General features: G+C 72.5%; 18 protein-coding genes. 9 read left to right on the forward strand and 9 right to left on the reverse strand.

Annotation, left to right across the window (positions count from 1 at the left end; all coding sequences use genetic code 11):
- Positions 1–40: 40 nt before the first annotated feature.
- The 4 genes from ACGFIG_RS23710 to ACGFIG_RS23725 form a co-directional block, all read right to left on the reverse strand.
- Positions 41–961, reverse strand: a complete 921-nt coding sequence (locus tag ACGFIG_RS23710; protein ID WP_393006224.1) for a carbohydrate ABC transporter permease — start codon at positions 959–961, stop codon at positions 41–43.
- A 49-nt stretch (positions 962–1,010) separates the two neighbouring features.
- Positions 1,011–1,961: a carbohydrate ABC transporter permease gene (locus ACGFIG_RS23715; protein ID WP_393006226.1), complete on the reverse strand. Its 951-nt coding sequence runs from the start codon at positions 1,959–1,961 to the stop codon at positions 1,011–1,013.
- 10 nt (positions 1,962–1,971) lie between these two features.
- Positions 1,972–3,321, reverse strand: a complete 1,350-nt coding sequence (locus ACGFIG_RS23720; protein WP_393006228.1) for an extracellular solute-binding protein — start codon at positions 3,319–3,321, stop codon at positions 1,972–1,974.
- Between the two features lie 195 nt (positions 3,322–3,516).
- Positions 3,517–4,593 (reverse strand): NYN domain-containing protein, encoded by a 1,077-nt coding sequence (locus ACGFIG_RS23725; protein ID WP_393006230.1) that lies wholly within the window; start codon positions 4,591–4,593, stop codon positions 3,517–3,519.
- Positions 4,594–4,815: 222 nt separating this feature from the next.
- Here ACGFIG_RS23725 and ACGFIG_RS23730 point away from each other — a divergent pair, with 222 nt between their 5' ends.
- Both ACGFIG_RS23730 and ACGFIG_RS23735 read left to right on the forward strand, forming a co-directional pair.
- Entirely contained in the window at positions 4,816–6,021 is a 1,206-nt protein-coding gene (locus ACGFIG_RS23730; protein ID WP_393006232.1) for an endonuclease, read from the forward strand.
- Between the two features lie 133 nt (positions 6,022–6,154).
- Positions 6,155–6,652: a DUF2231 domain-containing protein gene (locus ACGFIG_RS23735; RefSeq protein ID WP_393006234.1), complete on the forward strand. Its 498-nt coding sequence runs from the start codon at positions 6,155–6,157 to the stop codon at positions 6,650–6,652.
- Positions 6,653–6,742: 90 nt separating this feature from the next.
- Here ACGFIG_RS23735 and ACGFIG_RS23740 read toward each other — a convergent pair whose 3' ends face one another.
- From ACGFIG_RS23740 to ACGFIG_RS23750, 3 genes are all read right to left on the reverse strand, one after another.
- Positions 6,743–7,906 carry an LLM class flavin-dependent oxidoreductase gene (locus ACGFIG_RS23740; protein WP_393006236.1) on the reverse strand — a complete coding sequence of 388 codons (1,164 nt, stop codon included), beginning with the start codon at positions 7,904–7,906 and terminating at the stop codon, positions 6,743–6,745.
- A gap of 214 nt (positions 7,907–8,120) precedes the next feature.
- On the reverse strand, positions 8,121–8,753 hold the full coding sequence (locus ACGFIG_RS23745; protein ID WP_393006238.1) for a hypothetical protein: 633 nt from the start codon (positions 8,751–8,753) through the stop codon (positions 8,121–8,123).
- A gap of 82 nt (positions 8,754–8,835) precedes the next feature.
- Positions 8,836–9,867 (reverse strand): MBL fold metallo-hydrolase, encoded by a 1,032-nt coding sequence (locus ACGFIG_RS23750; RefSeq protein ID WP_393006240.1) that lies wholly within the window; start codon positions 9,865–9,867, stop codon positions 8,836–8,838.
- Between the two features lie 87 nt (positions 9,868–9,954).
- Here ACGFIG_RS23750 and ACGFIG_RS23755 point away from each other — a divergent pair, with 87 nt between their 5' ends.
- Entirely contained in the window at positions 9,955–10,656 is a 702-nt protein-coding gene (locus ACGFIG_RS23755; protein WP_393006242.1) for a 2-phosphosulfolactate phosphatase, read from the forward strand.
- Between the two features lie 205 nt (positions 10,657–10,861).
- Positions 10,862–11,662, forward strand: coding sequence for a crotonase/enoyl-CoA hydratase family protein (locus ACGFIG_RS23760; RefSeq protein ID WP_393006244.1), 801 nt, complete (start codon positions 10,862–10,864; stop codon positions 11,660–11,662).
- Positions 11,663–11,699: 37 nt separating this feature from the next.
- Here ACGFIG_RS23760 and ACGFIG_RS23765 read toward each other — a convergent pair whose 3' ends face one another.
- A complete protein-coding gene (locus ACGFIG_RS23765; protein WP_393006246.1) occupies positions 11,700–12,794 on the reverse strand; it encodes a sugar kinase in 1,095 nt (364 codons plus the stop codon).
- A gap of 3 nt (positions 12,795–12,797) precedes the next feature.
- On the reverse strand, positions 12,798–13,463 hold the full coding sequence (eda, locus tag ACGFIG_RS23770) for a bifunctional 4-hydroxy-2-oxoglutarate aldolase/2-dehydro-3-deoxy-phosphogluconate aldolase (protein WP_393006248.1): 666 nt from the start codon (positions 13,461–13,463) through the stop codon (positions 12,798–12,800).
- A 54-nt stretch (positions 13,464–13,517) separates the two neighbouring features.
- Between eda and ACGFIG_RS23775 the strand changes: the two genes are divergently transcribed.
- The 5 genes from ACGFIG_RS23775 (at position 13,518) to ACGFIG_RS23795 (ending at position 20,946) form a co-directional block, all read left to right on the forward strand.
- Complete coding sequence (locus ACGFIG_RS23775; protein WP_393006250.1) at positions 13,518–14,294, forward strand: IclR family transcriptional regulator; 777 nt, start codon at positions 13,518–13,520, stop codon at positions 14,292–14,294.
- A gap of 112 nt (positions 14,295–14,406) precedes the next feature.
- Positions 14,407–15,666, forward strand: a complete 1,260-nt coding sequence (locus tag ACGFIG_RS23780) for a family 16 glycosylhydrolase (protein ID WP_393006252.1) — start codon at positions 14,407–14,409, stop codon at positions 15,664–15,666.
- 509 nt (positions 15,667–16,175) lie between these two features.
- Positions 16,176–17,714, forward strand: coding sequence for a TROVE domain-containing protein (locus ACGFIG_RS23785; protein WP_393006254.1), 1,539 nt, complete (start codon positions 16,176–16,178; stop codon positions 17,712–17,714).
- Between the two features lie 161 nt (positions 17,715–17,875).
- Positions 17,876–18,775, forward strand: coding sequence for a bile acid:sodium symporter family protein (locus ACGFIG_RS23790; protein WP_393006256.1), 900 nt, complete (start codon positions 17,876–17,878; stop codon positions 18,773–18,775).
- Between the two features lie 284 nt (positions 18,776–19,059).
- Positions 19,060–20,946 carry an ATP-binding cassette domain-containing protein gene (locus ACGFIG_RS23795; RefSeq protein ID WP_393006334.1) on the forward strand — a complete coding sequence of 629 codons (1,887 nt, stop codon included), beginning with the start codon at positions 19,060–19,062 and terminating at the stop codon, positions 20,944–20,946.
- Positions 20,947–20,962: the final 16 nt, after the last annotated feature.

Here is a 20,962-nt window from a genome sequence, read left to right on the forward strand (position 1 = left end):
CCGGCCCGGCCCGGACGAGGGGCGGGCCGGGCACGGCGGCTCAGCCCTTGCGGCCGGTGGTGGCGATGCCCTCGACGAAGTGCCGCTGGGCGAGGAAGAACAGCACCAGCATCGGCACGGTCGCGATGACGCTGCCCGCCAGCACGACCTCCCACTGCTGCTCGCCGCCGTAGCCGAAGCGGTCGAGCACCACCTTGAGCCCGCGCGGGAGGGTGTACAGCTGCTCGTCGCGCAGGTAGATCAGCGGCTTCATCAGGTCCGTCCAGCTCGCCTTGAACTCGAAGACGAAGGCCACCAGCAGTGCGGGACGGATCAGCGGGAAGGCCAGCTTCCAGAACAGCTGCGGATAGCTCGCCCCGTCCATCCGGGCCGCCTCGAAGTACTCGCGCGGCAGCGAGAGCAGGAACTGCCGCAGCAGGAAGACGTAGAACGCCGAGCCGAACAGGTTCCCCGCCCACAGCGGCACCTGGGTGCCGGTCAGCCGCAGCTCCGACCAGATCAGGTAGGTGGGGATCATGGTCACCGCGAACGGCAGCATCATCGTCGCGAGCATCAGCCCGAACAGCAGATCGCGGCCCGGGAACCGGAAGTACGCGAACCCGAACGCCACCCACGCGCTGGACAGCGTCACCGCGAGGGCCGCCGCCGTGCCGACCACCACGCTGTTGAGCAGCCAGGTGACCATCGGCACCGCCTGCCACGCGTCGGCATAGTTCTCCGGCGCGAACGGGGTGGGCAGGAACCCGCCGGAGAAGACGTACTCGCGGGGCCGTAGCGAGGCGCCGATCAGCCAGCCGAACGGCAGCATGAACACCACTGCGGCGCCGACGAGCGCGACCACGAACAGCACCCGCTGCCACAGCGGGCGCCCGCCCTCCTCAGCCGCCGCCCGACGGCCGGCGTCCCCGGGCGCGGTCGCGGGTACGGGGGCGGCGACGGCCCGCTCGACCGTGGCCGTCACGACCGGCCTCCCACGCTCCGCCGCGCGCCGCGCCGGCTCAGGTCACTCGTCACGGCTGGTCCCCCTCGTAGTAGACGAACCTGTTGCCGAGCTTCACCTGCACCAGCGTCACGATCAGGATGATCACGAAGAGCAGCCAGGCCATCGCCGAGGCGAAGCCCATGTGCAGGAACTGGAACGCCTCCTGGAACAGGTGGATCACGTAGAACGACGCCGCGTCGCTGTTGAACGACCCCTGTGTCTGGCGGTTGCCGAAGTACATGGTGTAGACCTCGGTGAACATCTGCAGCGACGAGATGGTGTTGACGATCAGCGTGAAGAACAGCGCGCCCGAGATCATCGGCAGCGTCACGTGCCGGAACCGCGCCCAGCCGCCGGCGCCGTCGATGCTCGCCGCCTCGTACAGGTCGCGCGGCACGTTCTGCAACGCGGCCAGGTAGATGATCACCGTGGAGCCGAGGCTCCAGAGACTCATCAGGACGATGCCGGGCAGCACCCAGTCCGGGTCGGTGGTCCAGCTCGGGCCCTCGACCCCGACCAGGGCGAGGCCGCGGTTGATCAGGCCGTCCTGGGTGTTGAGCAGGAGCAGGAACAGGATGCCCACGGCCACCGCCGGGGTCATGACCGGCAGGTAGAAGACGGTACGGAAGAAGCCCTGCAACCGCCCCACCCGCTTGAGCAGCAGCGCCAGCCCCAGCGAGATGGCCATCACCAGCGGCACGTGCAGCAGCGTGTAGTACACGGTGTTGCCGAGGCTGCGCGCCACCGTCGGATCGGCCATCAGCTCCCGGTAGTTGTCCAGGCCGATGTACCGGGGTTCGTTGATCGCGTCGTACTCGGTGAGGCTGAGCCAGGCGCTGGCGATCATCGGCCCGGCGTTGAAGACCAGGAACCCGACGATCCACGGCGCCAGGAAGAGGTACGCCCAGCGCGCCTCCCGCCGGGCCAGCGGCGTACGACGCCGCCGGCCCGTGGGAGCGGGGACGGTGGTGACGGCCATCCCCCGGGGCCTACTTCGCGGCCTTGTCGAGGGCGGCGGTCGCCTCCTGCTGGGCGCGGGCGAGCGCCTCGGCCGGTTGCGCCTGGCCCGAGAGGACGCGGTTGACGGCGTCCGTCCATGCCTTGTCGAACTCGGCGCCGGCCGGCGAGGCCGGCATCGCGAAGGCGGCGTCCTGCACCGAGCGGATGGTGGCCACCGCGTCGTCGAAGCGCTTGTTGCCGGTGGGCTGGTAGATCTCGTCGAAGATCTTCTGGTCGGCGGCGACGTTGCCCGTGTAGACGCCGGTGAACGGCTGGCCGGCGGCCCTGCGGGCGTCGGCGCGGGCCTTGGCGGCGGCGACCCAGGTGTCGGCGGCGGTCATCTTCTTCATGAACGCGCAGGCGGCGTCCGGGTTCTTCGCGCCCTTGGGGACCACCCAGGACTGCCCCGAGGAGAGGGTGACCGGCTTGCCCTGCCGGTCGACGAACGGCTTGACGACCAGTTCGGCCTTCGGGGTGTTCTTGGCGGCCTGGTTGAGGAACCACTCCTCCATGGGCCAGGCGACGATCTGGTTCTTCGCGAGCGGGCTCTGCGCGCCGAAGAAGTCGAAGGTGTCCCGGAAGGACTTGAACCTGCCCCAGCCGCCCTGGTCCTGGATCAGCCTGACCCCGGTGGTGAGCGCCTCCACCGCCTTCGGGTCGTCGAGGTTGGCCTTCGTGCCGTCGGCGGAGATGAGGTCCACGCCGTTGGCCTTGGCCCACATCGGCAGGAACTCGGGGATCTTCGGGTCGATGCCGATGCGGGAGAGCCGGCCGCCGGAGACGGTGGCCAGCTTGGCGTTGAGCGCCGGCAGCCCGGCCCAGTCCGAGAGGTCGACGTCGTCGGGCGTCAGGCCCGCCTGGCGCAGCAGCGCCTCGTTGAGATAGACCACTCGGACCGAGGAGAACTCGGGGATGCCGTAGACGGTGCCGTCGAGGGTGACCTGGTCCTTCGCGGCCGGCCGGTACTGTCCCATGTCGATGTCCTGCGTGTCGACGCAGTCGCTCAGCGGCTGGATGGAACCCCGCCTGGCGTACGTGCCGATCAGCTTGCGGTCCATGTAGACCAGGTCGGGCGGGTTGCCGGAGGCGACGGCGGAGAGGAACTGCTGCTCGTCGAAGGCTCCCTCGACGATCTTCAGGTCGACGCCCGGGTTGTCGCGCTTGAACGCGTCGACGCGCGTGCTGGCGATCTCGTCGGAGAGGCCGAAGCCCATGGTGGACAGGGTGCCCTCGGTGGCGGTGCCGCCGCCCCCGTCGCCGGCTCCGCCGACGCCACCGCATCCGCTCACCGCCAGGGCGAGCACCCCCACGAGCGCGGCGGTACGGACCATCCGAGTCATTGGTTTCTCCTCCGGAGACTGACGGGCGCCGATGCCCGCTCGCCCGGCACCTTTCCGCTGCACGGCGGCGCTAAACGTCACCGGAGGAATTGACGTCCGCGGGAAGTGCCCGCCGGCTCCGGAGGGCGCGCGACGACGGCTACCTGATCGACCTGACCGTGCCCAGGGAGGGGCCGCGCGACGACGCCCGGGTGGTCAGGCGCTCCGGGGGGTGAGCAGGTAGTCGTCGGCCTCCGGATTCCACCGCAGCTCGACGACCCCGCTGGTGGCGGCCGCCTTGCAGAACTGCAGGAAGCTGCGGTAACCCAGCTTCTTCTCGCTGAAGTCGGGCCGGGCCCGGCGCAGCTGGTTCTTCAACCCGGAGAGGGCCACCGCCCCCTCGTCGCCGGCGAGGTCCGCCACCACCGAGCCGAGCAGCCCGAACGCCACCTCCCGGTCGCCGTGCTCGGGCAGGGAGACCTCGGGATCGCCCTTGGCCGGCCCCTCCGCCAACTCGACCACGTTGTGCCCGGCGAGGTGCCGCAGGAGTTCCCCGAAGGTGCGGAACCCGTAGTCGGACTCGCTGAACGTCGGGTCCTTGCGCAGCAGGGTGCGCTTCAACGTCGAGGCGGTCACCTCGCCGCTGGAGCTGCCCTGGAGGCCGGCGACGGTCTGGGCGACGAGCACGGCGAGGGTGTCGACGTCCCGGGCGGCCTCCTCGGCCGCCGGCTGCGCCTCGGGCTCGGGCTCCACCCGTGGCACGTCGGGGCTGGGCAGGCGGGCCGGGCGGCCCCGACGACCCCGGGCGGGCGGGATGTCGACGCCCTCCAGCCGGTCGTAGTAGAGGAACTCGTCGCACGCGGGCGGCAGCAGCGCCGAGGTCGACTTCTCCACCCCGACGCCGATGACGCGCTTGTTCAGCTCGCGGAGCTTGTGGACCAGCGGGGTGAAGTCGCTGTCGCCGGTGCAGATCACGAAGGTCGAGATGTACCCGCGCTCGAAGGCCAGCTCCACCGCGTCCACGGCCATCTTGATGTCGGCGGCGTTCTTCCGCGAGGCGCCCATCCGCTGGGGGATCTCGATGAGCTCGACGTGCGAGCGGGTGAGCATCCGTCGGTCCTCGTCGAAGTAGGACCAGTCCGCGTACGCCCGGCGGACCACCACCCGGCCACGCTCGGCGAGGGCGTCGGCGATGGGACGGAAGTCGAAGGCCGCGCCGTCGAGGTGGTCGCGGGCACCCAGCGCGAGGTTCTCGTAGTCGAGGAAGAGGGCGATGCGGTCTTCGTGATCCACGCAGGTCACCCTACCCTCGGCGAGGTGCCGCGACGCGCGGGCGCGCACCGGGGTGGCGCCGGCCCCACCCGGGAACCGCCGGGTGCTGGCGGCGCTCACCTGCCTGCGCGCCGGCCCGTCGCCCCGCTGGCCCGCCGCCGGTGCCGTGCGTACGCCCGGAAGATCGAAAGTTACGTTCCCGATCTCCCGGTGTACACCCCCGCACCGCTAGCATCGCTGCTCATGAATACGAGGAGCAGTACCCGCTCGGGGCCCAGAAAGCTGGCGTTGGCGTTCGCGCTCGCCGCCGTTCTGGTGGCGCCCGTGGCGGTGACGGCGGCGGCGTCGGCCGCCACGACATTGACCGTAGCCGAGGCGCTCGCCGCGCAGGACGGTCGGACGGCCACCGTGACCGGCTACGTCATCGGCCAGCCAACCAGCAACACGACGGTGCTCAGGTCCGGCTTCAACTCGGACACCGCGATCGCGATCGCCGACACGGCGGCCGAGACCGGGGCGAGCAGGATGCTCTACATCCAGGTCACCACCGCCTACCGCAGCACGTTCGGGCTGCTCACCAACCCGGGCCTGCGGGGCCAGCGGATCACCACCACCGGCACGCTCACCGCCTACTTCAGCCACGGCGGCCTGAAGAGCCCGACGGCGATGACCCTCGCCGGCACCACGCCCTCGCCGAGCCAGTCGCCGACCCCGTCGCCGACGCCGGTCCCGACGACCACCCCGGTGCCCGGCGGCGACTACGACTCCACCTACTACGCCAACGCGATCGGCAAGTCCGGCACGGCGCTGCGCGGCGCGCTGCACTCGATCATCAAGGTCCAGACGAAGATCTCCTACGACCAGGTGTGGGAGGCGCTGCGCGACACCGACCAGGACCCGGCCAACAGCAACAACGTCATCCTGCTCTACACCGGGCGGTCGCAGAGCAAGACCAGCAACGGCGGCGGCGTCAACGACTGGAACCGCGAGCACGTCTGGGCCAAGTCCCACGGTGACTTCGGCACCTCGACCGGCCCGGGCACCGACGTGCACCACCTGCGGCCGACCGACGTCTCGGTCAACTCCACGCGCGGCAACAAGGACTTCGACCTCGGCGGCAGCGCCGTCGCCGAGGCGCCGGGCTGCTACACCGACGCCGACTCGTGGGAGCCGCGCAACGCCGTCAAGGGCGACGTGGCACGCATGATCATGTACATGGCGATCCGGTACGAAGGCAACGACGGCTGGCCCAACCTGGAGATCAACCAGGCGGTCAACAACGGCAGCGCCCCGTACCACGGCAAGCTGTCGGTGCTGCTCCAGTGGAACCAGGCCGACCCGCCGGACGCCTTCGAGAAGCGCCGCAACCAGCGGATCTACGAGCGCTGGCAGGGCAACCGCAACCCGTTCATCGACCACCCGGAGTGGGCGAGCGCCATCTGGGGCTGATCCGCGATCCCGGTGCGCCGCGGCCGGTCCTCAAGGAGGGAGGACCGGCCAGCGGGCAGGCCGCCCCGGCAGGTGTACGAGCGCCTTCAGCGGGTATCCCGCGCGGCCAGGTTCCGTCAGCCAGGAGGTCACGGTGGAGAGTCGAGCCAAGGCGTTGGGGCACGGGATCCATCCCATGATGATCGTTTTCCCGCTGGGGCTGCTCGCCACGGCGGTCATCTTCGACATCCTGTACCTGATCACGGACCGCGCCGGATTCCAGATCTCCGCCGCGTACACCATGGGCGCCGGCGTCATCGGCGGTCTGATCGCCGCGGTCTTCGGCTTCACCGACTGGCGGGCCATCCCGTCCGGCACCCGCGCCAAGCGGGTGGGGGCGATCCACGGCCTCGGCAACGTCGTCGTCGTGCTGCTGTTCGCGGTGAGCTGGTTGCTGCGGGCGTCCGCGACGAACTGGGAGCCGAGCGCCCTGGCCCTGATCTGCAGCTTCGCGGGCGTCATCCTGTCCGGGATGACGGCCTGGCTCGGCGGCGAACTGGTCGAGCGGCTCGGTGTCGGCGTCAGCGACGGTGCCGGCGTCAACGCCCCGAGTTCCCTGTCCCGGCGTTCCACGGGCCGCGCCCGCGCCTGACCGGTCCCCTGCGGGCGAGCAGGCGGTGGGCGGCCGGCCCGGGTGGTCCGCGGACGACCAGCGGGCCGGGCCGGCCAGGGCATCGGGTCGTTACCGGGCACCGGCGGGTGTCGGGACGAACGGCAGGTTCTTCGGCTCCACCGGCCGGGTGCCGCCGGCCGGGTGCCGCCACAGCCCACGCGCGCGCAGGATCGGCAGTACGCCCTCGCCGAACCAGTACGCCTCCTCCAGGTGCGGGTGCCCGGAGAGGATGAACTCGTCCAGGCCCAGCGCGTGGTACTCGGCGATCCGGTCGGCGACCTCCGTGTGGCTGCCCACGAGGGCCGTGCCCGCGCCGCCCCGGACCAGCCCGAAGCCGGCCCAGAGGTTGGGCGACACCTCCAGCCCGTCGCGCGAGCCGCCGTGCAGGTCCAGCATCCGGCGCTGCCCCTCGGACTCGCTGCCGCGCAGCCCCTCCTGGGCTGCCCGCAGGTCGTCCTCGGCAATGCCGTCGAGCAGGCGGCGGGCCTGCGCCCAGGCCTCCTCGGCGGTGTCCCGGGTGATGACGTGCAGCCGGATGCCGAAGCGCAGCTCACGGCCGGCCGCAGCGGCCAGCGTACGGACCCGGTCGAGCTTGCCGGCCACCTGGGCCGGCGGCTCGCCCCAGGTCAGGTAGACGTCGCTGTGCCGCACCGCCACGGGCAGCGCGGCGGCGGAGGAGCCACCGAAGTAGATCGGCGGGACCGGGTCGGGCAGCCGGGTCAGCCGGCCCTGCTCGATCCGCAGGTGCTCGCCGGCGTGGTCGACGGTCTCGCCGCGCCACAGCGCCCGCACGATGTGCAGGAACTCGTCGGTGCGCGCGTACCGGGCGTCCTTGTCCAGGAAGTCGCCGTAGGCGCGCTGTTCCCGCGACTCGCCGCCGGTGACGATGTTGACCATCAGCCGCCCGTTGGAGAGCCGCTGGAACGTCGAGGCCATCTGCGCCGCCAGCGCGGGCGTGAGCAGGCCGGGTCGGAAGGCGACCAGGAACTTCAGCCGCTCGGTCACCTCGGTGAGCATGGCGGTGCTCAGCCAGGCGTCCTCGCACCAGGCGCCGGTGGGGGTGAGCGCGCCCTCGAAGCCGAGCTGCTCGGCGGTCCGCGCGATCTGGCCGAGGTAGGCGACGCTCGCCGGACGGGCGCCGCCGGCCGTGCCGACCGGAACGCCGTGGCCGCCGCCGACGATGTCCCGGCTGTCGCCGTAGGTGGGCAGGAACCAGTGGAAGGTGAGGGCCATCTCGGATCTTTCCTCCAGTACGCGGGGGCGAGCGGTGGCGGCGAGATGCCCGACCGCGGCCGGACGCCTCCTGAGGGGTGGGACGAATCCGCGTACAGACTACCCATAAAACCTACCAAGTTAGTAGGGTTATAGCTTCGCCGCCTCGGCGTTCCCGGCGGGCTGAGCGGGGCGGCGACGCCGCCTCGAAGTGGTGCCGGCCTGCCGTGGCCCCTCAGCGCAGGCGGGCGTACGCCAGCGGCAGCGGATCCGGCTGGCCGCTCCACGTGCCGGTCAGCACGGCGCCGTCCGAGGCGGTGCCGGCGCCGGGGCGGCGGACGACGGCCAGCTCCACGGAATCGGTGACGATGAGGGTGAGGTCGTCCTCCACCACGCTGCGTACGGCGCCGACCGGCGGGACATCGGCGCCCCGGGTGCCGCTGCCGGCGATGGCCATCGACAGCCCCCGGTACTCCCGCCGGCCGTCGACCTCGAAGAACTCCTCCGACTGCCCGGCGTCGGCCAGCACGGCGGCGGCCAGCGTCGCGGCGTAGACCGGGTCCCCACAGGCGTCGTACACCCAGCGGCGGCCGAGCACGGAGTGCTCGGTGGTGCCGACGAGCCAGTCGTCGCCGCCGTCGAGAGGCGCGCCACGGTAGGTCAGCGGAACCTGGTGGACCGGCCCGTCGCCGGCCCTGACGAGCAGCGTCTCGACGCCGACCTCGCCGGCCGGATCGTCGAACCGGTACGCGGCCACGCGCTCGACGTCGGCGTCGACCGACCCCTGGTACCACGGCCGGCCGGGCAGCCACGCCGCCAGCAGTGCGAGCTTCGTGGGGTGCATCTCCGCCCGGTACAACAGCGCCATACGCCGCATCGTAGGGGCAGCGCCGGATCCCGGCTGACCCGACCGGCACCCGACGCGCGCCCCCGACAGCGGGCCCGCCGGATCACGCGGGAGCGTAGCGGCGCAGCCCGTCGACGTCGGAGCAGGTCAGCCGGCCCTGCGCGACGAGGAGTTCCAGGTGTGCCCCGGTCTCGGTGACGGCGAGCATCGCGTTGAACACGTCGAGGTCGCCCAGCCGGTGCTCCCGCCGGGTCCAGCGCAGCTGCCCGGCGACCTCGTACGCCGTACTCGCCCCACGGGCGACGGCGGCCTCCGTCTCGTCGAGCCGCGCCCCGTGGTGCGCGACGAGTTCGTCGACCCGCGCGTGCACGCTGGCGGTCACCGGCCCGTGCGCCGGGAGCAGCAGCGCGTCCGGTCGCCGCCGCACCACCGCGAGCGAGTCCAGGAAGTCGCCGAGCGGGTTCGGCGCGAGCACGGCCTCGAACCCGATCGAGGGCGTGATGCTGGGCAGCACGTGGTCCCCGGCGAACAGCAGGCGGGAGTCCGTGTCGTGGAAGACCACGTGCCCACGCGTGTGGCCCGGCGTCTCGACGACGTCCAGGGTGCGGTCGCCGTGCCTGATCTGCTGGCCGTCGTGGAACCAGTCGTCCGGCATCTCCCAGTCCGTGATGCTCCGCCGCCGGCCGACCAACCTCGTCGCCGTGTCGGCCAGCTCACCCGCGCCCAGCAGCCGTAGCCGGTCGAACTGCTCGGTGAGCGGGCTCTGGTCCGGCGCCATGGAGACCGCCAGGCTCTCGCGTTCGCCGGCGCCCAGGCTGACCTTCATGCCGTACTCGCGGCGCAGGTGCACCGCCTGCGTGTAGTGGTCCCGGTGGACGTGCGTGACGAGGAACCGGCGCACGTCCGCGAGCGAGCAGTCCAGCTCCTTGAGGGCCGCCTCGAGCGCGGAGCGCGCCTCGGTCCTCGCCCATCCGGAGTCGACCAGGACGAGACCGTCGTCGTCGCGCAGGACGTACACGTTCACCGCGCGCAGGCCGTCGTTGGGCAGGGGCAGCGGCACACGATGGACGCCGGGGGCGACCTCGTACGTTCCGGGCGTGGTCCAGTCGTCGCGATTGCCGCTGTCCGAGGTCATGGCCACGACCCTAGTTCGCCCCTGGTCGGCGGTCCGGCTGTCGATAGGGTGGCCCGTGCCACACGTGGCGACGGGAGGAGACGTCAGGTGGGTCCGCCGGGCACCTCGCACTTCGTGGGCATGCGGCAGCTCGACGACGACCTGGACACCGTGGTCGTCGTCGACACCATCCGGGCGTTCACCGTGGCGGCGTGGGCGTTCGCGCGGGGCGCCGAGAAGATCGTGCTGGCGGCCGATCCCGACCAGGCCCTGGCCCTCACGGCGCGCTACCCGGGTGCGCTCACGGTGAAGGACGGCCCCCCGGCCGCGGGATTCGACACGGTCAACTCGCCGGGTCTCGTGTCGAGGCTCGACCTCGCCGGGCGCACCGTGATCCAGACGACGACCTCCGGCACCGTGGGCGCGCTCGCCGCGCGGCACGCCACACGGGTTGTCTGTGCCAGCTTCGTCGTGGCCGGGGCCACGGCCCGTGAGCTCCGACGTCACCGGCCCGCCGACGTCACGTACCTCGTCACCGGCGACGACGGGCAGGCCGACGAGGATCGCGCCTGTGCCGAGTACATCGCCGCCCTGACGCGGGACCCGTCGGTGGCCGCCACCCCGTTCGTCGACCGGGCCGCGCGGTCCGCGGCCGCGGCCGAGCTGGTGGCGGGCGTACGGCGTGGCTACCAGGGCACCCACGCCGACGACCTCCCGCTGTGCCTGGAGCACGACCGGTTCGCCTTCGCCATGCTCGTGGACGACCGGGACGGCGACGCCGTCGTCAGGCCGGTGGCTGCGAGCGGCTGACCCGGTGGCCCCGCCACCTGCCGTCCCGCACGGCCGGGTGCCCGGCGCGCCGTATCAGCTCGGCGGCCTGGACGAGCGTCGGGCGGCATGGACGACGACCGGCGACTCCGCCGGCCAGCCGTCGCGCACCCCCGCCTTGCCGGCGGGACGGGCGTGTGGTTGGTTTCGGGGCAGGCCGAATCAGCAGCACACGGAGGAGACGCGCGTGGACGACCCGGTTCTCGTCGAGCGGGACGGTCCCGTGGAAACGTGGACGATCAACCTGCCGGAGGCCCGCAACCCCATCTCCGGTGACGACGTGATCGACGCGTTGGTGGCCCGGGTCGACGCGGTCAACGCCGACCGGACGGTCCGGGCGGTCATCCTCACCGGCGCGGGCAGCGCCTTCTCCGCCGGCGGCAACGTCAAGGACATGGCGGACCGGGTCGGCCTCTTCGGCGGCGCCCCGCACGAGTTGCGCGACGGCTACCGCCGCGGCATCCAGCGGATCCCCCGGGCCATGTACGCGTGCGACGTGCCGCTGATCGCGGCGGTGAACGGAGCGGCGGTCGGCGCCGGCTGCGACCTGGCGCTCATGTGCGACCTGCGGATCGCCTCGGAGCGGGCGTTCTTCGCGGAGAGCTTCGTCAAGCTCGGCATCATCCCCGGCGACGGCGGCGCCTGGCTGCTGCCCCGGGCCGTCGGCGCCGCCCGGGCCGCAGAGATGACGCTGACCGGGGACCGGGTCGACGCGGCGACCGCCCTGGAGTGGGGGCTGGTCTCCCGGGTCGTGCCGCACGAGGACCTGCTCACCGAGGCGCGCCGGCTGGCGGACCGGGTGGCGGCGAACCCTCCGCACGCCGTACGGATGGCCAAGAAGCTGCTACGCGAGGCGCAGCACCAGAGCCTCGACAGCATCCTGGAACTCTCCGCCGCGATGCAGGCGCTGGCGCACCAGACCCGCGACCACGACGAGGCGGTCCGGGCCTTCCTCGACCGGCGCGACCCGCACTTCACCGGGGAGTGAGCCGGCCGCCGGGTGCCGCTGACGCGCCGGCGCGAGTTCAGCGCTGGACGCGCGCGCCGGCGCCCCGGACGAGCGCCTCGACCTCCCGGAGGCTGGCCATCGAGGTGTCACCGGGGGTGGTCATCGCCAGCGCGCCGTGCGCCGCACCGTACTCGACGGCCGTGGCCAGGTCGCCCTTCTCCAGCAGGCCGTAGATCAGGCCGGAGGCGAAGCTGTCGCCGCCGCCGACCCGGTCCATGATCTCCAGGGCGGGCCGGTGGGTCGCCTCGACGAAGCCGCCGTCGGCCCAGGCGATCGCGCCCCAGTCGTTGACGGTGGCGGTACGCACCGCGCGCAGGGTGGTGGCGACGACCTTGAAGTTGTCGTACTCCTTGGTGGCCGCCTCGATCATCCGCTGGAAGTTGGCCACCTCCAGCTCGGACAGCGAGGCGTCGGTGCCGGGCACCTCGAAGCCGAGCGAGGCGGTGAAGTCCTCCTCGTTGCCGATCATCACGTCGACGTAGCGGGCCAACCGGCGGTTGACCTCCCGCGCGCGGGCCTGGCCGCCGATCGCCTTCCAGAGGCTGGGCCGGTAGTTCAGGTCGTACGAGACGACGGTGCCGTGCCGGGCGGCGGCGGCCATCGCCGCCTCCATGGTCTGCGGGGTGGTCTCGGACAGGGCCGCGTAGATGCCGCCGGTGTGCAGCCACCGCACCCCGAGCGTGCCGAACAGGTGGTCCCAGTCCACCTGTTCGGGCCGGAGTTGGCTGGCGGCGCTGTGGCCACGGTCGGAGGTGCCGACGGCGCCTCGGACGCCGAAGCCGCGCTCGGTGAAGTTGAGCCCGTTGCGCACGGCGCGGCCGACCCCGTCGTAGGGCAGCCAGGTGACCAGGGACGTGTCCACCCCGCCCTGGAGCACGAGGTCCTCCAGCAGCCGCCCCACCTCGTTGTCGGCGAACGCGGTGACCACGGCGGTACGCAGCCCGAAGCAGCGGCGCAGGCCCCGGGCCACGTTGTACTCGCCGCCGCCCTCGAAGGCGCGGAAGGTACGGGCCGTGCGCACCCGGCCCTCGCCCGGGTCGAGCCGCAGCATCACCTCGCCGAGGGAGACCAGGTCGTACCGGCACTCCCCGGCCGGCCGGATCGACAGCACGGCTCAGTCCTCCACGGCGGGTCGGGCGGCGTCGACGGCCGCGGCGGTGCGGGCGGCGACCTCGTCCCAACGCCCGGCGGCGAGCAGGTCCGGGGCGACCATCCAGGTGCCACCGACCGCCAGCACGGCGGGCAGGGCCAGGTAGTCGGAGAGGTTGCCGGTGTTGACCCCGCCGGTCGGAATGAACCGCACGGCACGGTACGGCGCGGCGAGCGCCTTGATCATCGCGACGCCGCCGAGCTGCTCGGCGGGAAAGAACTTGACCGTGTCCAGCCCGGCGTCGAGGGCCATCTGGATCTCGGTGCCGGTGGCGACACCGGGGAACACGGGCACGCCCGCCTCCTGGCAGCGCCGGACGACCGCCGGGGAGAACCCGGGGGTGACGACGAACCGGGCGCCGGCCTCGACGGCGCGGTCGACCTGGGCCGGGGTCAGCACCGTGCCGGCGCCGACGAGCAGGTCGGGTCGCTCGGACATGACGCGGATCGCCTCGGCGGCGGCGTCGGTGCGGAAGGTCACCTCGGCCGAACGCAGCCCGCCCCGGACGAGCGCGTCGGCAAGTGGGGCGCCGTCGCGGGCGTCGTCGAGCACGACGACCGGCAGGATCCGGGTCGCGCCGACGGCCGCGACGACCGCCCGCCTCTGTTCATCATTCTGTACGCCAGTCACATATGTGACCCTAGCGCTGCCGTCCGGCCTGTCAACCCCGCTAGAGTGGCGCCCATGACGCTGCCCGGCGGGTTCCAACCCGTGAAGTCCTCCACCCGCACGCTGGAGGTGCTGGAGGCACTGGCCGCCTCGCCGCAGCGACGTTCCCTGGTCGACCTGGCCCGCGCGCTGGAGATCCCGAAGAGCAGCCTGCACGGCATCCTGCGCACGATGGCCCAGCGCGGCTGGGTGGAGAGCGACCCGACCGGCACCCGGTTCGGGCTCGGGGTGCGCGCCCTCCAGGTCGGTGCCGCGTACCTCACCAGCGACGACACGGTGGGCCTGCTCGGCGGGGTACTCGACGACCTGTCGCGGCAGTTCGGCGAGACCGTCCACCTCGGACGGCTGGACGGCGCGCACATCGTGTACCTCGCGAAGCGCGAGTCCGTGCACCCGCTGCGGCTCTACAGCGCGATCGGCCGGCAACTGCCCGCCCACGCCACCGCCCTGGGCAAGGCGCTGCTGGCCGAGCGCCCGGACGAGGCGCTCGACGGGCTGCTGGACTGGCCGCTGCCCGCGCTCACCCCGCACACCGTCACCGACCCCGACGCGCTGCGTGCCGAGTTGGCCGCCGTCCGGGAGCGGGGGTACGCGGTGGACCGCGAGGAGAACACCGAGGGCATCGTCTGCTTCGCGACCGCCGTACCCCTGGCGGCGCCGGCGACCGACGCGATCAGCCTGTCGGTGCCGGTGGCCCGGCTGGGTGCCGCCGGCGAGGAGCGCATCGTGGCCGCCCTGCGCCGGGCCGTCGACCAGGTCCGGGCGGCGCGCGGCCTGGTCTCCACCGCCTGATCGACGCCGGCATCAGGCAACGTTCTTGACAGATGTGTCGAAATATCGACAGACTTCTCTGGGAGAGCGCTCTCTGACCGCGTCCGCCGCCGCCGTGCCCAGGAGGTCCGCCATGTTCAGAGTCCGTACCCGTCGACGGCCGTGGGCGCTCGCCCTCGCCGCGACCGCGATCATCGGCGCCACGGCGGCCCTCGCCGTGCCGGTCGACCCCGAACCGGCCCAGGCCGCCATCGGGGGAATCACCTGGCAGGACGAGTTCAACGCCGCCGCCGGCACGCCCGTCGACCAGAGCAAGTGGCGCTTCGACATCGGCGGTGGCGGCTGGGGCAACAACGAGCGGCAGTACTACACGAACAGCACGAGCAACGCCGTGCACGACGGCCAGGGCAACCTGGTCATCACCGCCCGCCGGGAGAACCCCGCCAACTACCAGTGCCACTACGGTCGGTGCGAGTACACCTCGGCCCGGCTGCTGACGGCGGCGACGTTCACCCAGGCGTACGGCCGCTTCGAGGCCCGCATCAAGATCCCGCGCGGCCAGGGCATCTGGCCGGCGTTCTGGATGCTGGGCAACGACATGGGCAGCGTGGGCTGGCCGAACGCGGGCGAGATCGACATCATGGAGAACATCGGCCGGGAGCCCAACACCGTCTACGGCACCATCCACGGCCCCGGCTACTCGGGTGGCGGCGGCATCACCGGCAGCCGCACCATCGGCGCCCCGCTCGCCGACGCCTTCCACACCTACCGGGTGGACTGGGAACCGAACTCCATCATCTGGTACCTCGACGGCGTCGAGTACCACCGGGTCGACCCGGGTCGGCTCGGCGGCAACCGGTGGGTGTTCGACCACCCGTTCTTCATGCTCCTCAACGTGGCGGTGGGCGGGAACTGGCCCGGCTACCCCGACGCCTCCACGCAGTTCCCGCAGCAGATGCTCGTCGACTACGTACGCGTCTCGGGCTACACCTCGGGCGGCAACCCGCCGGGCACCACCGCGATCAGGGGCGCGCTCAGCGGGCGCTGCATCGACATCCCCAGCGCCGACCCGGTCGACGGGGCCAAGCTGCAGATCTGGGACTGCAACGGCACCGTCGCGCAGGCCTGGACGTTCGCCGCCGACGGCACCGTCCGCGCGATGGGCAAGTGCATGGACCCGGCCTGGGCCGGCACGGCGAACGGCACCGAGGTCAACCTCGTCACCTGCAACGGCAACCCGGCGCAACGCTTCACGCTCAACGCCGCCGGCGACCTGGTCAACCTGAGCGCGAACCGCTGCGTCGACGTACGGGACCGCAACCCCAACAACGGGGGCAAGCTCCAGCTGTGGGACTGCACCGGCGACGCCAACCAGAAGTGGTCGCGCGTCTGACGAAGAACTCTGCCCGGGGTGACGACACCTCGCCGCCGCCCCGCCCGGCCCCGGCACGACCGGCCGGGCGGGGCGGCGGCGACAGCCGGGCCCGCAGCGCCCCGAAGCAGGCCGGGCGGACACCGGGCCGTCGCGGCGCGCACGAAAGTGGCTTGCCGGCGTACGCGAGGACCGCTTAGCGTCGTCGCGCACCTCCCGGTGCGTAGGCAACGGCTACTTCCGCTTCCCACGGGGAGACGCGGGTGCAAATCCCGCCGCCGCCGGCTGGCGGTGTCGACCAGCAGCCCAGGTCACCTTGGCCCGCGAGGGCCAGTCTCCGTTGCCGCTCTGATCTCGGGAGGCGCGACCGCACCGGCACCCGGTGCGCAGGCGACGGTTGCTTCCCGGGTCCCCCATGGGGTCTCACCGCCGGCCACCCACGGGGGGTGCGCACGGCGGACATCCGCCGCCGGCTCGGTCTCGGGTGCCGGGGTGGGTCGTGTCCGCCCGCCTGTTGCGTGGGGGACGCGATGGCCAGGTTCAACCTCAAGGTACGCAGCAGCCAGGCGGGGGCCGGTCGGGTCCTGACCGCCGAGGGCGCGCCCGGTTTCGTCCGCGAGCCACGCGCCGAGCTGTTCCTGTTGGGCGTGTCGCACATGGTCGGCGAGGACACCTTCTACGAGGGCGCCGCCGAGCGGGACGCGCGGTTCCGCGAGTTGGTCGCCGCCGTCGCCGTCGCCGATCCCGACTGGTTCGCCCGGTTCGTACGCTGGCTGCGCACCGGCGCGATGGTGCGTACGGCGTCCGTCGTGGCCGCCCTGGAGGGTGCCCGCGCACAGGTCGCGGCCGGCGTCCCGGGCTCCCGGGCGGTGGTGGACTCGGCGTTGCAGCGGGCCGACGAGCCGGGCGAGGCCGTCGCGTACTGGCTGGGGCGGCACGGCCGGACGATGCCCAAGCCGGTCAAGCGGGGCATCGCCGACGCGGCGGTGCGGCTGTACCACGAGCGCAGCCTGCTCAGGTACGACGCCGACGGCAGCGCGGTGCGCTTCGGCGACGTCATCGACCTGACCCACCCGAGGGCCAGGGACGAGCGGCAGGGCGACCTGTTCCGGCACGCGTTGGACCGCCGGCACCGGCGCGACAACCCGCTGCCCGCGTCCCTGACGGTGCTGGCGGCGCGGGCCGAACTGATGGGTTTGCCGGTCGAGCGGCGCGGAGCGGTCACCGATCCGGCGGTGCTGGACGCGGCGGGCATGACCTGGGAGTCCCTCGCGGGCTGGCGGCAGAGCGCGATGGACGCCACGGCGTGGGAAGCGGTCATCCCGACCATGGGCTACCTGGCGCTGCTGCGCAACCTGCGCAACTTCGACCGGGCGGGCGTCGGCGACGACGTCGCGGCGACGGTGGCGGCGAGGCTGGCCGATCCCGGCGAGGTCGCCCGGTCACGCGTGCTGCCGATGAGGTACCTGTCGGCGTACAACGCGGCGCCGAGCCTGCGGTGGGCGTACCCGTTGGAGCAGGCGTTGCAGCACGCGCTGGCGAACGTCCCCGCCCTGGACGCGCGGACCCTGATCCTGATCGACACCTCGGGATCGATGGCCGCCTCGTTCAGCCGGGACGGCACGCTGCTCCGCTGGGACGCCGCCGCCGTGTTCGGCCTCGCGCTGGCCGCCCGGGCGCAGGACGCGACCGTGGTCTCCTTCTCCCACCACACCACGGTGTTCCCGACCGTCGCGGGCGAGTCGGTGCTGGGGGCGGTACGGCGGTTCAAGGACGACGGCCACTTCCACGGTGGCGGGACCGACACCGAGGGCGCGATCCGCCGGCACTACGACCGGCACGACCGGGTGGTCGTCCTGACCGACGAGCAGGCGTACGCGCACGGCGCGGGGGACGTCGCGGCCGCCGTGCCAGCGCGGGTCCCCGTGTACACGTGGAACCTGGCCGGCTACCGGGTCGGGCACACACCGACGACCGGTGACCGGCACACGTACGGCGGGCTGTCCGACGCCGCGTTCGCGATGATCCCGCTCGTCGAGGCGGGTACGCGCGGCCGCTGGCCCTTCTGACCCGCCCCGCACGCGCCGGCCCTGCCACCCCCGGCCGGCGCGTGCGGGGCGGGCGAACGGCCCATTGACGGTGGTCTTCGCACATTGCAAGATGCGAGCGCACCGTCATGGTGTGAGGATCCGGTGATCCCTGGCGTACCGCGATCAGGAGGCCCCGCACCGTGAGTACCGGTCTGTCGCTCGTGCTTTTCCCGGTCGCGCTGGGCATCGTGATGCTCGGCCTCGGCCTCACCCTCACCGTGGCCGACTTCCGCCGCGTCGTCGCCTACCCCCGGGCCGTCGTCGTCTCCCTGGTCTGCCAGATGCTGGTCCTGCCGGCCGTCTGTCTGGGCCTGGTGCTCGCCGCCGACCTGCGCCCGGAACTGGCGGTCGGCATGATGCTGCTCGCCGCCTCCCCCGGCGGCAGCACCGCCAGCCTCTACAGCCACCTGTTCAAGGGCAACGTCGCGCTCAACGTCACCCTGACCGCCATCAACTCGGTGCTCGCCCTGTTCACGCTGCCCCTGATCGTCAACCTCTCCGTCGCCGCGTTCATGGGCTCGGACAGCTCGCTCGGCCTCCAGTTCGACAAGGTGCTCCAGGTCTTCGCCCTGGTGCTCATCCCGATCGTGATCGGCATGGTCATCCGCCAGCGACGGCCCGGGTTCGCCGAACGCATGCAGCGACCGGTGAAGATCCTCTCCATCGTGGTCCTCGTCGTCGTGATCATCGGCGCGGTGCTCGGCGTCAAGGACGAACTCGCCGCCACCATCGGCGCGGTCGGCCTCATCGCCCTGCTGTTCAACCTGCTCAGCCTGGCCATCGGGTACGCGGCGCCCCGCCTGCTGCGCGTCGGGCACCGGGATTCCGTCGCGTCGTCGTTCGAGATCGGCGTCCACAACGCCACCCTGGCCATCACGATCGCGCTCAGCCCGGCCCTGCTCGACAACACCGACATCGGCATGCCGGCGGCCATCTACGGCATCCTGATGTTCTTCACCGCCGCCGCCTTCGGCTTCGTCGCCGCACGCCGTGGCAGCGCCTCGGACGAGCCGACGCGCGAGCAGACCAGGGCGGCGTGAACGGGCGCGTACCCCTCCGGCGCTGGGCGGCCAGCCGGGAACCGAACCATCTTCCCTGCAACGGGGGATGGACCGGCGGGCCACCGACGGTGACTATTGGTAGTTGGTCGAACGCTGCGGGTTGACGACGTGGTGGCGGAGGTGTTCCCGCCGCCCGCCTGTCACACCCCGGTCGCGACCGACGACCACGTCACCGCGCAGCGAGGAGACCGCCCGTGACCGGAGCCGCCACCCGCACCGAACGGGACACCACGCCGCAACCGCAGACACCGGCGGAGCCGGTCCTGCCGGAGCTGCGGACCATGTTCTGGGAGACAGGAATGCTGGCCCGGGCGGAGGCCGGGCTGTTCGCCGTGTTCGCCGAACTGCCCCGGCTCGTCTGGACGGCGGTGCGGACCAGTTGGCGGGCCGATCGGCTCCGCACCTCGGTGGTGGCCGCCGCGACGCTCGGCGGCGGGATCATGGCCGCCTTCGGGCTGCTGGCCACCCAGCGGGTGCTCGTGGAGCTGTTCGCCGGGGGCCCGACGGCGGACAAGGTGATCGCCGCGATGCCCGCGCTCGCCGTGCTGGCGGGGGCGACCGCGCTACGCGCCGGCATGGGCATCGCCACCGGGTACGCGCAGAACGGCCTCACGCCGCGGGTGAGCCGGGAGGTGGAGCGCGGTCTGTTCGAGGTCTCCACGGCGGTACGGCTGGAGGCGTTCGACGCCGACGCGTTCGCCGACGACATGGAGCGGGCCTCGCGCGGCACCGAGTCGACGGTCGCCCTCGTGGAGTCGTCGATGAACCTGCTCGCCGGGCTGGCCGGCCTGCTCGCCGTGGCGGTCGCCGTCGTCGTCATCCACCCGTTGCTGCTGCTGGCGCTGCTGGTCGCGACGCTGCCCAAGGCCTGGGCGTCGCTGCGGGCCGGGCACCTGCGGTACCGCACCTACACGGCCGGCTCGGTGCGGCGACGGCGGCTGTGGCTGCTGCACCGGCTGATGGCCGAGCGGGCCTCGGCGCCGGAGCTGCGCTCCTACGGGCTGCGCCGGTTCCTGCTGGACCAGTACGACCGGGTGATGGAGGTGGAGACCGACATCGAGCTGGCCCTCGCCCGCCGGGTCACCACAACCACCACGGTCGGGGCGATGATCGGCGGGATCGCCACCGCCGTGGTCTACGTCCTGCTCGGGTTGCTGCTCATCGACGGTCAGATCCCGCTCGCGGCGGCGGCGACCTGCGTGGTCGCGGTGCAGTCCGCGCAACGCTCGCTGGCCATCGTCACCTTCCAGATGGACCGCGTCTACACCGAGGGCCAGCACTTCAGCGACTACACCGGGTTCATGACCCGCGCCGCCGCCTACCTGCCCGGCCCCGTCGCGGAGGCCGATCCCGGCCCCCTGCACGAGCTGGCGGTGCGCAAGGTCAGCCTGTGCTATCCCGACCGGCACACCCCCGCCGTCGACGGCGTGACGCTGACGATCACGGCGGGCCAGACGGTGGCCTTCGTGGGCGAGAACGGTTCCGGCAAGTCGACCCTCGCCGCGATGATCGCCACCCTCCGCGCCCCCACCGACGGCGTCATTTGCTGGAACGGTCGTCCCCTGTCGGAGTGTAACCTGAACGGTCTGCGGGCCCGCATCGCCGTGGTCACGCAGGAATACCACAAGTGGCCGTTCACGGCCGCGACGAACATCGCCGTCGGCGACGTCGAGAGCGAGGCCCGGCAGGACCGGATCGAGGCCGCCGCCGCCCGCGCCGTCGCCCACGACATGATCCAGGAGCTGCCCCACGGGTACGAGACGCTGCTCGACCGGACGTTCGCGAAGGGCCAGGACCTCTCCGGCGGCCAGTGGCAGCGCATCACGGCCGCCCGGGGCTTCCTCCGTGACGCCGAACTGCTGGTCATGGACGAGCCGTCCTCCGCCCTCGACCCACGCGCCGAGGACGCCCTGTTCCAGGCCATCCGGGACCGGCAGGGCCGGGCGACCACCATCCTCATCACCCACCGGCTGGCCAACGTCCGGCACGCCGACCGGATCTTCGTCCTGCACGACGGCGCGCTGGTGGAGGCGGGCAGCCACGCCGAACTCGTCGCCGCCGGCGGCCGGTACGCCGAACTGTTCGCCCTCCAGGCCGCCGGCTACGACGGCAGCCACGACGAGCAGACCCGAGCACCACGGCAGCGCTGACTGCCCCGTCCCGCCC

The sequence above is a fragment of the Micromonospora sp. NPDC049048 genome, assembly GCF_043197615.1.
In the GTDB taxonomy this organism is placed as follows: domain Bacteria; phylum Actinomycetota; class Actinomycetes; order Mycobacteriales; family Micromonosporaceae; genus Micromonospora.

Excerpts from the sequence above, each read along its gene's own strand:
- ACGFIG_RS23715 (WP_393006226.1), bottom strand. The coding sequence starts at position 1,961 with ATGGCCGTCACCACCGTCCCCGCTCCCACGGGCCGGCGGCGTCGTACG.
- ACGFIG_RS23720 (WP_393006228.1), bottom strand. The coding sequence starts at position 3,321 with ATGACTCGGATGGTCCGTACCGCCGCGCTCGTGGGGGTGCTCGCCCTG.
- ACGFIG_RS23730 (WP_393006232.1), top strand. The coding sequence starts at position 4,816 with ATGAATACGAGGAGCAGTACCCGCTCGGGGCCCAGAAAGCTGGCGTTG.
- ACGFIG_RS23740 (WP_393006236.1), bottom strand. The coding sequence starts at position 7,906 with ATGGCCCTCACCTTCCACTGGTTCCTGCCCACCTACGGCGACAGCCGG.
- ACGFIG_RS23745 (WP_393006238.1), bottom strand. The coding sequence starts at position 8,753 with ATGGCGCTGTTGTACCGGGCGGAGATGCACCCCACGAAGCTCGCACTG.
- ACGFIG_RS23750 (WP_393006240.1), bottom strand. The coding sequence starts at position 9,867 with ATGACCTCGGACAGCGGCAATCGCGACGACTGGACCACGCCCGGAACG.
- ACGFIG_RS23775 (WP_393006250.1), top strand. The coding sequence starts at position 13,518 with ATGACGCTGCCCGGCGGGTTCCAACCCGTGAAGTCCTCCACCCGCACG.
- ACGFIG_RS23780 (WP_393006252.1), top strand. The coding sequence starts at position 14,407 with ATGTTCAGAGTCCGTACCCGTCGACGGCCGTGGGCGCTCGCCCTCGCC.
- ACGFIG_RS23785 (WP_393006254.1), top strand. The coding sequence starts at position 16,176 with ATGGCCAGGTTCAACCTCAAGGTACGCAGCAGCCAGGCGGGGGCCGGT.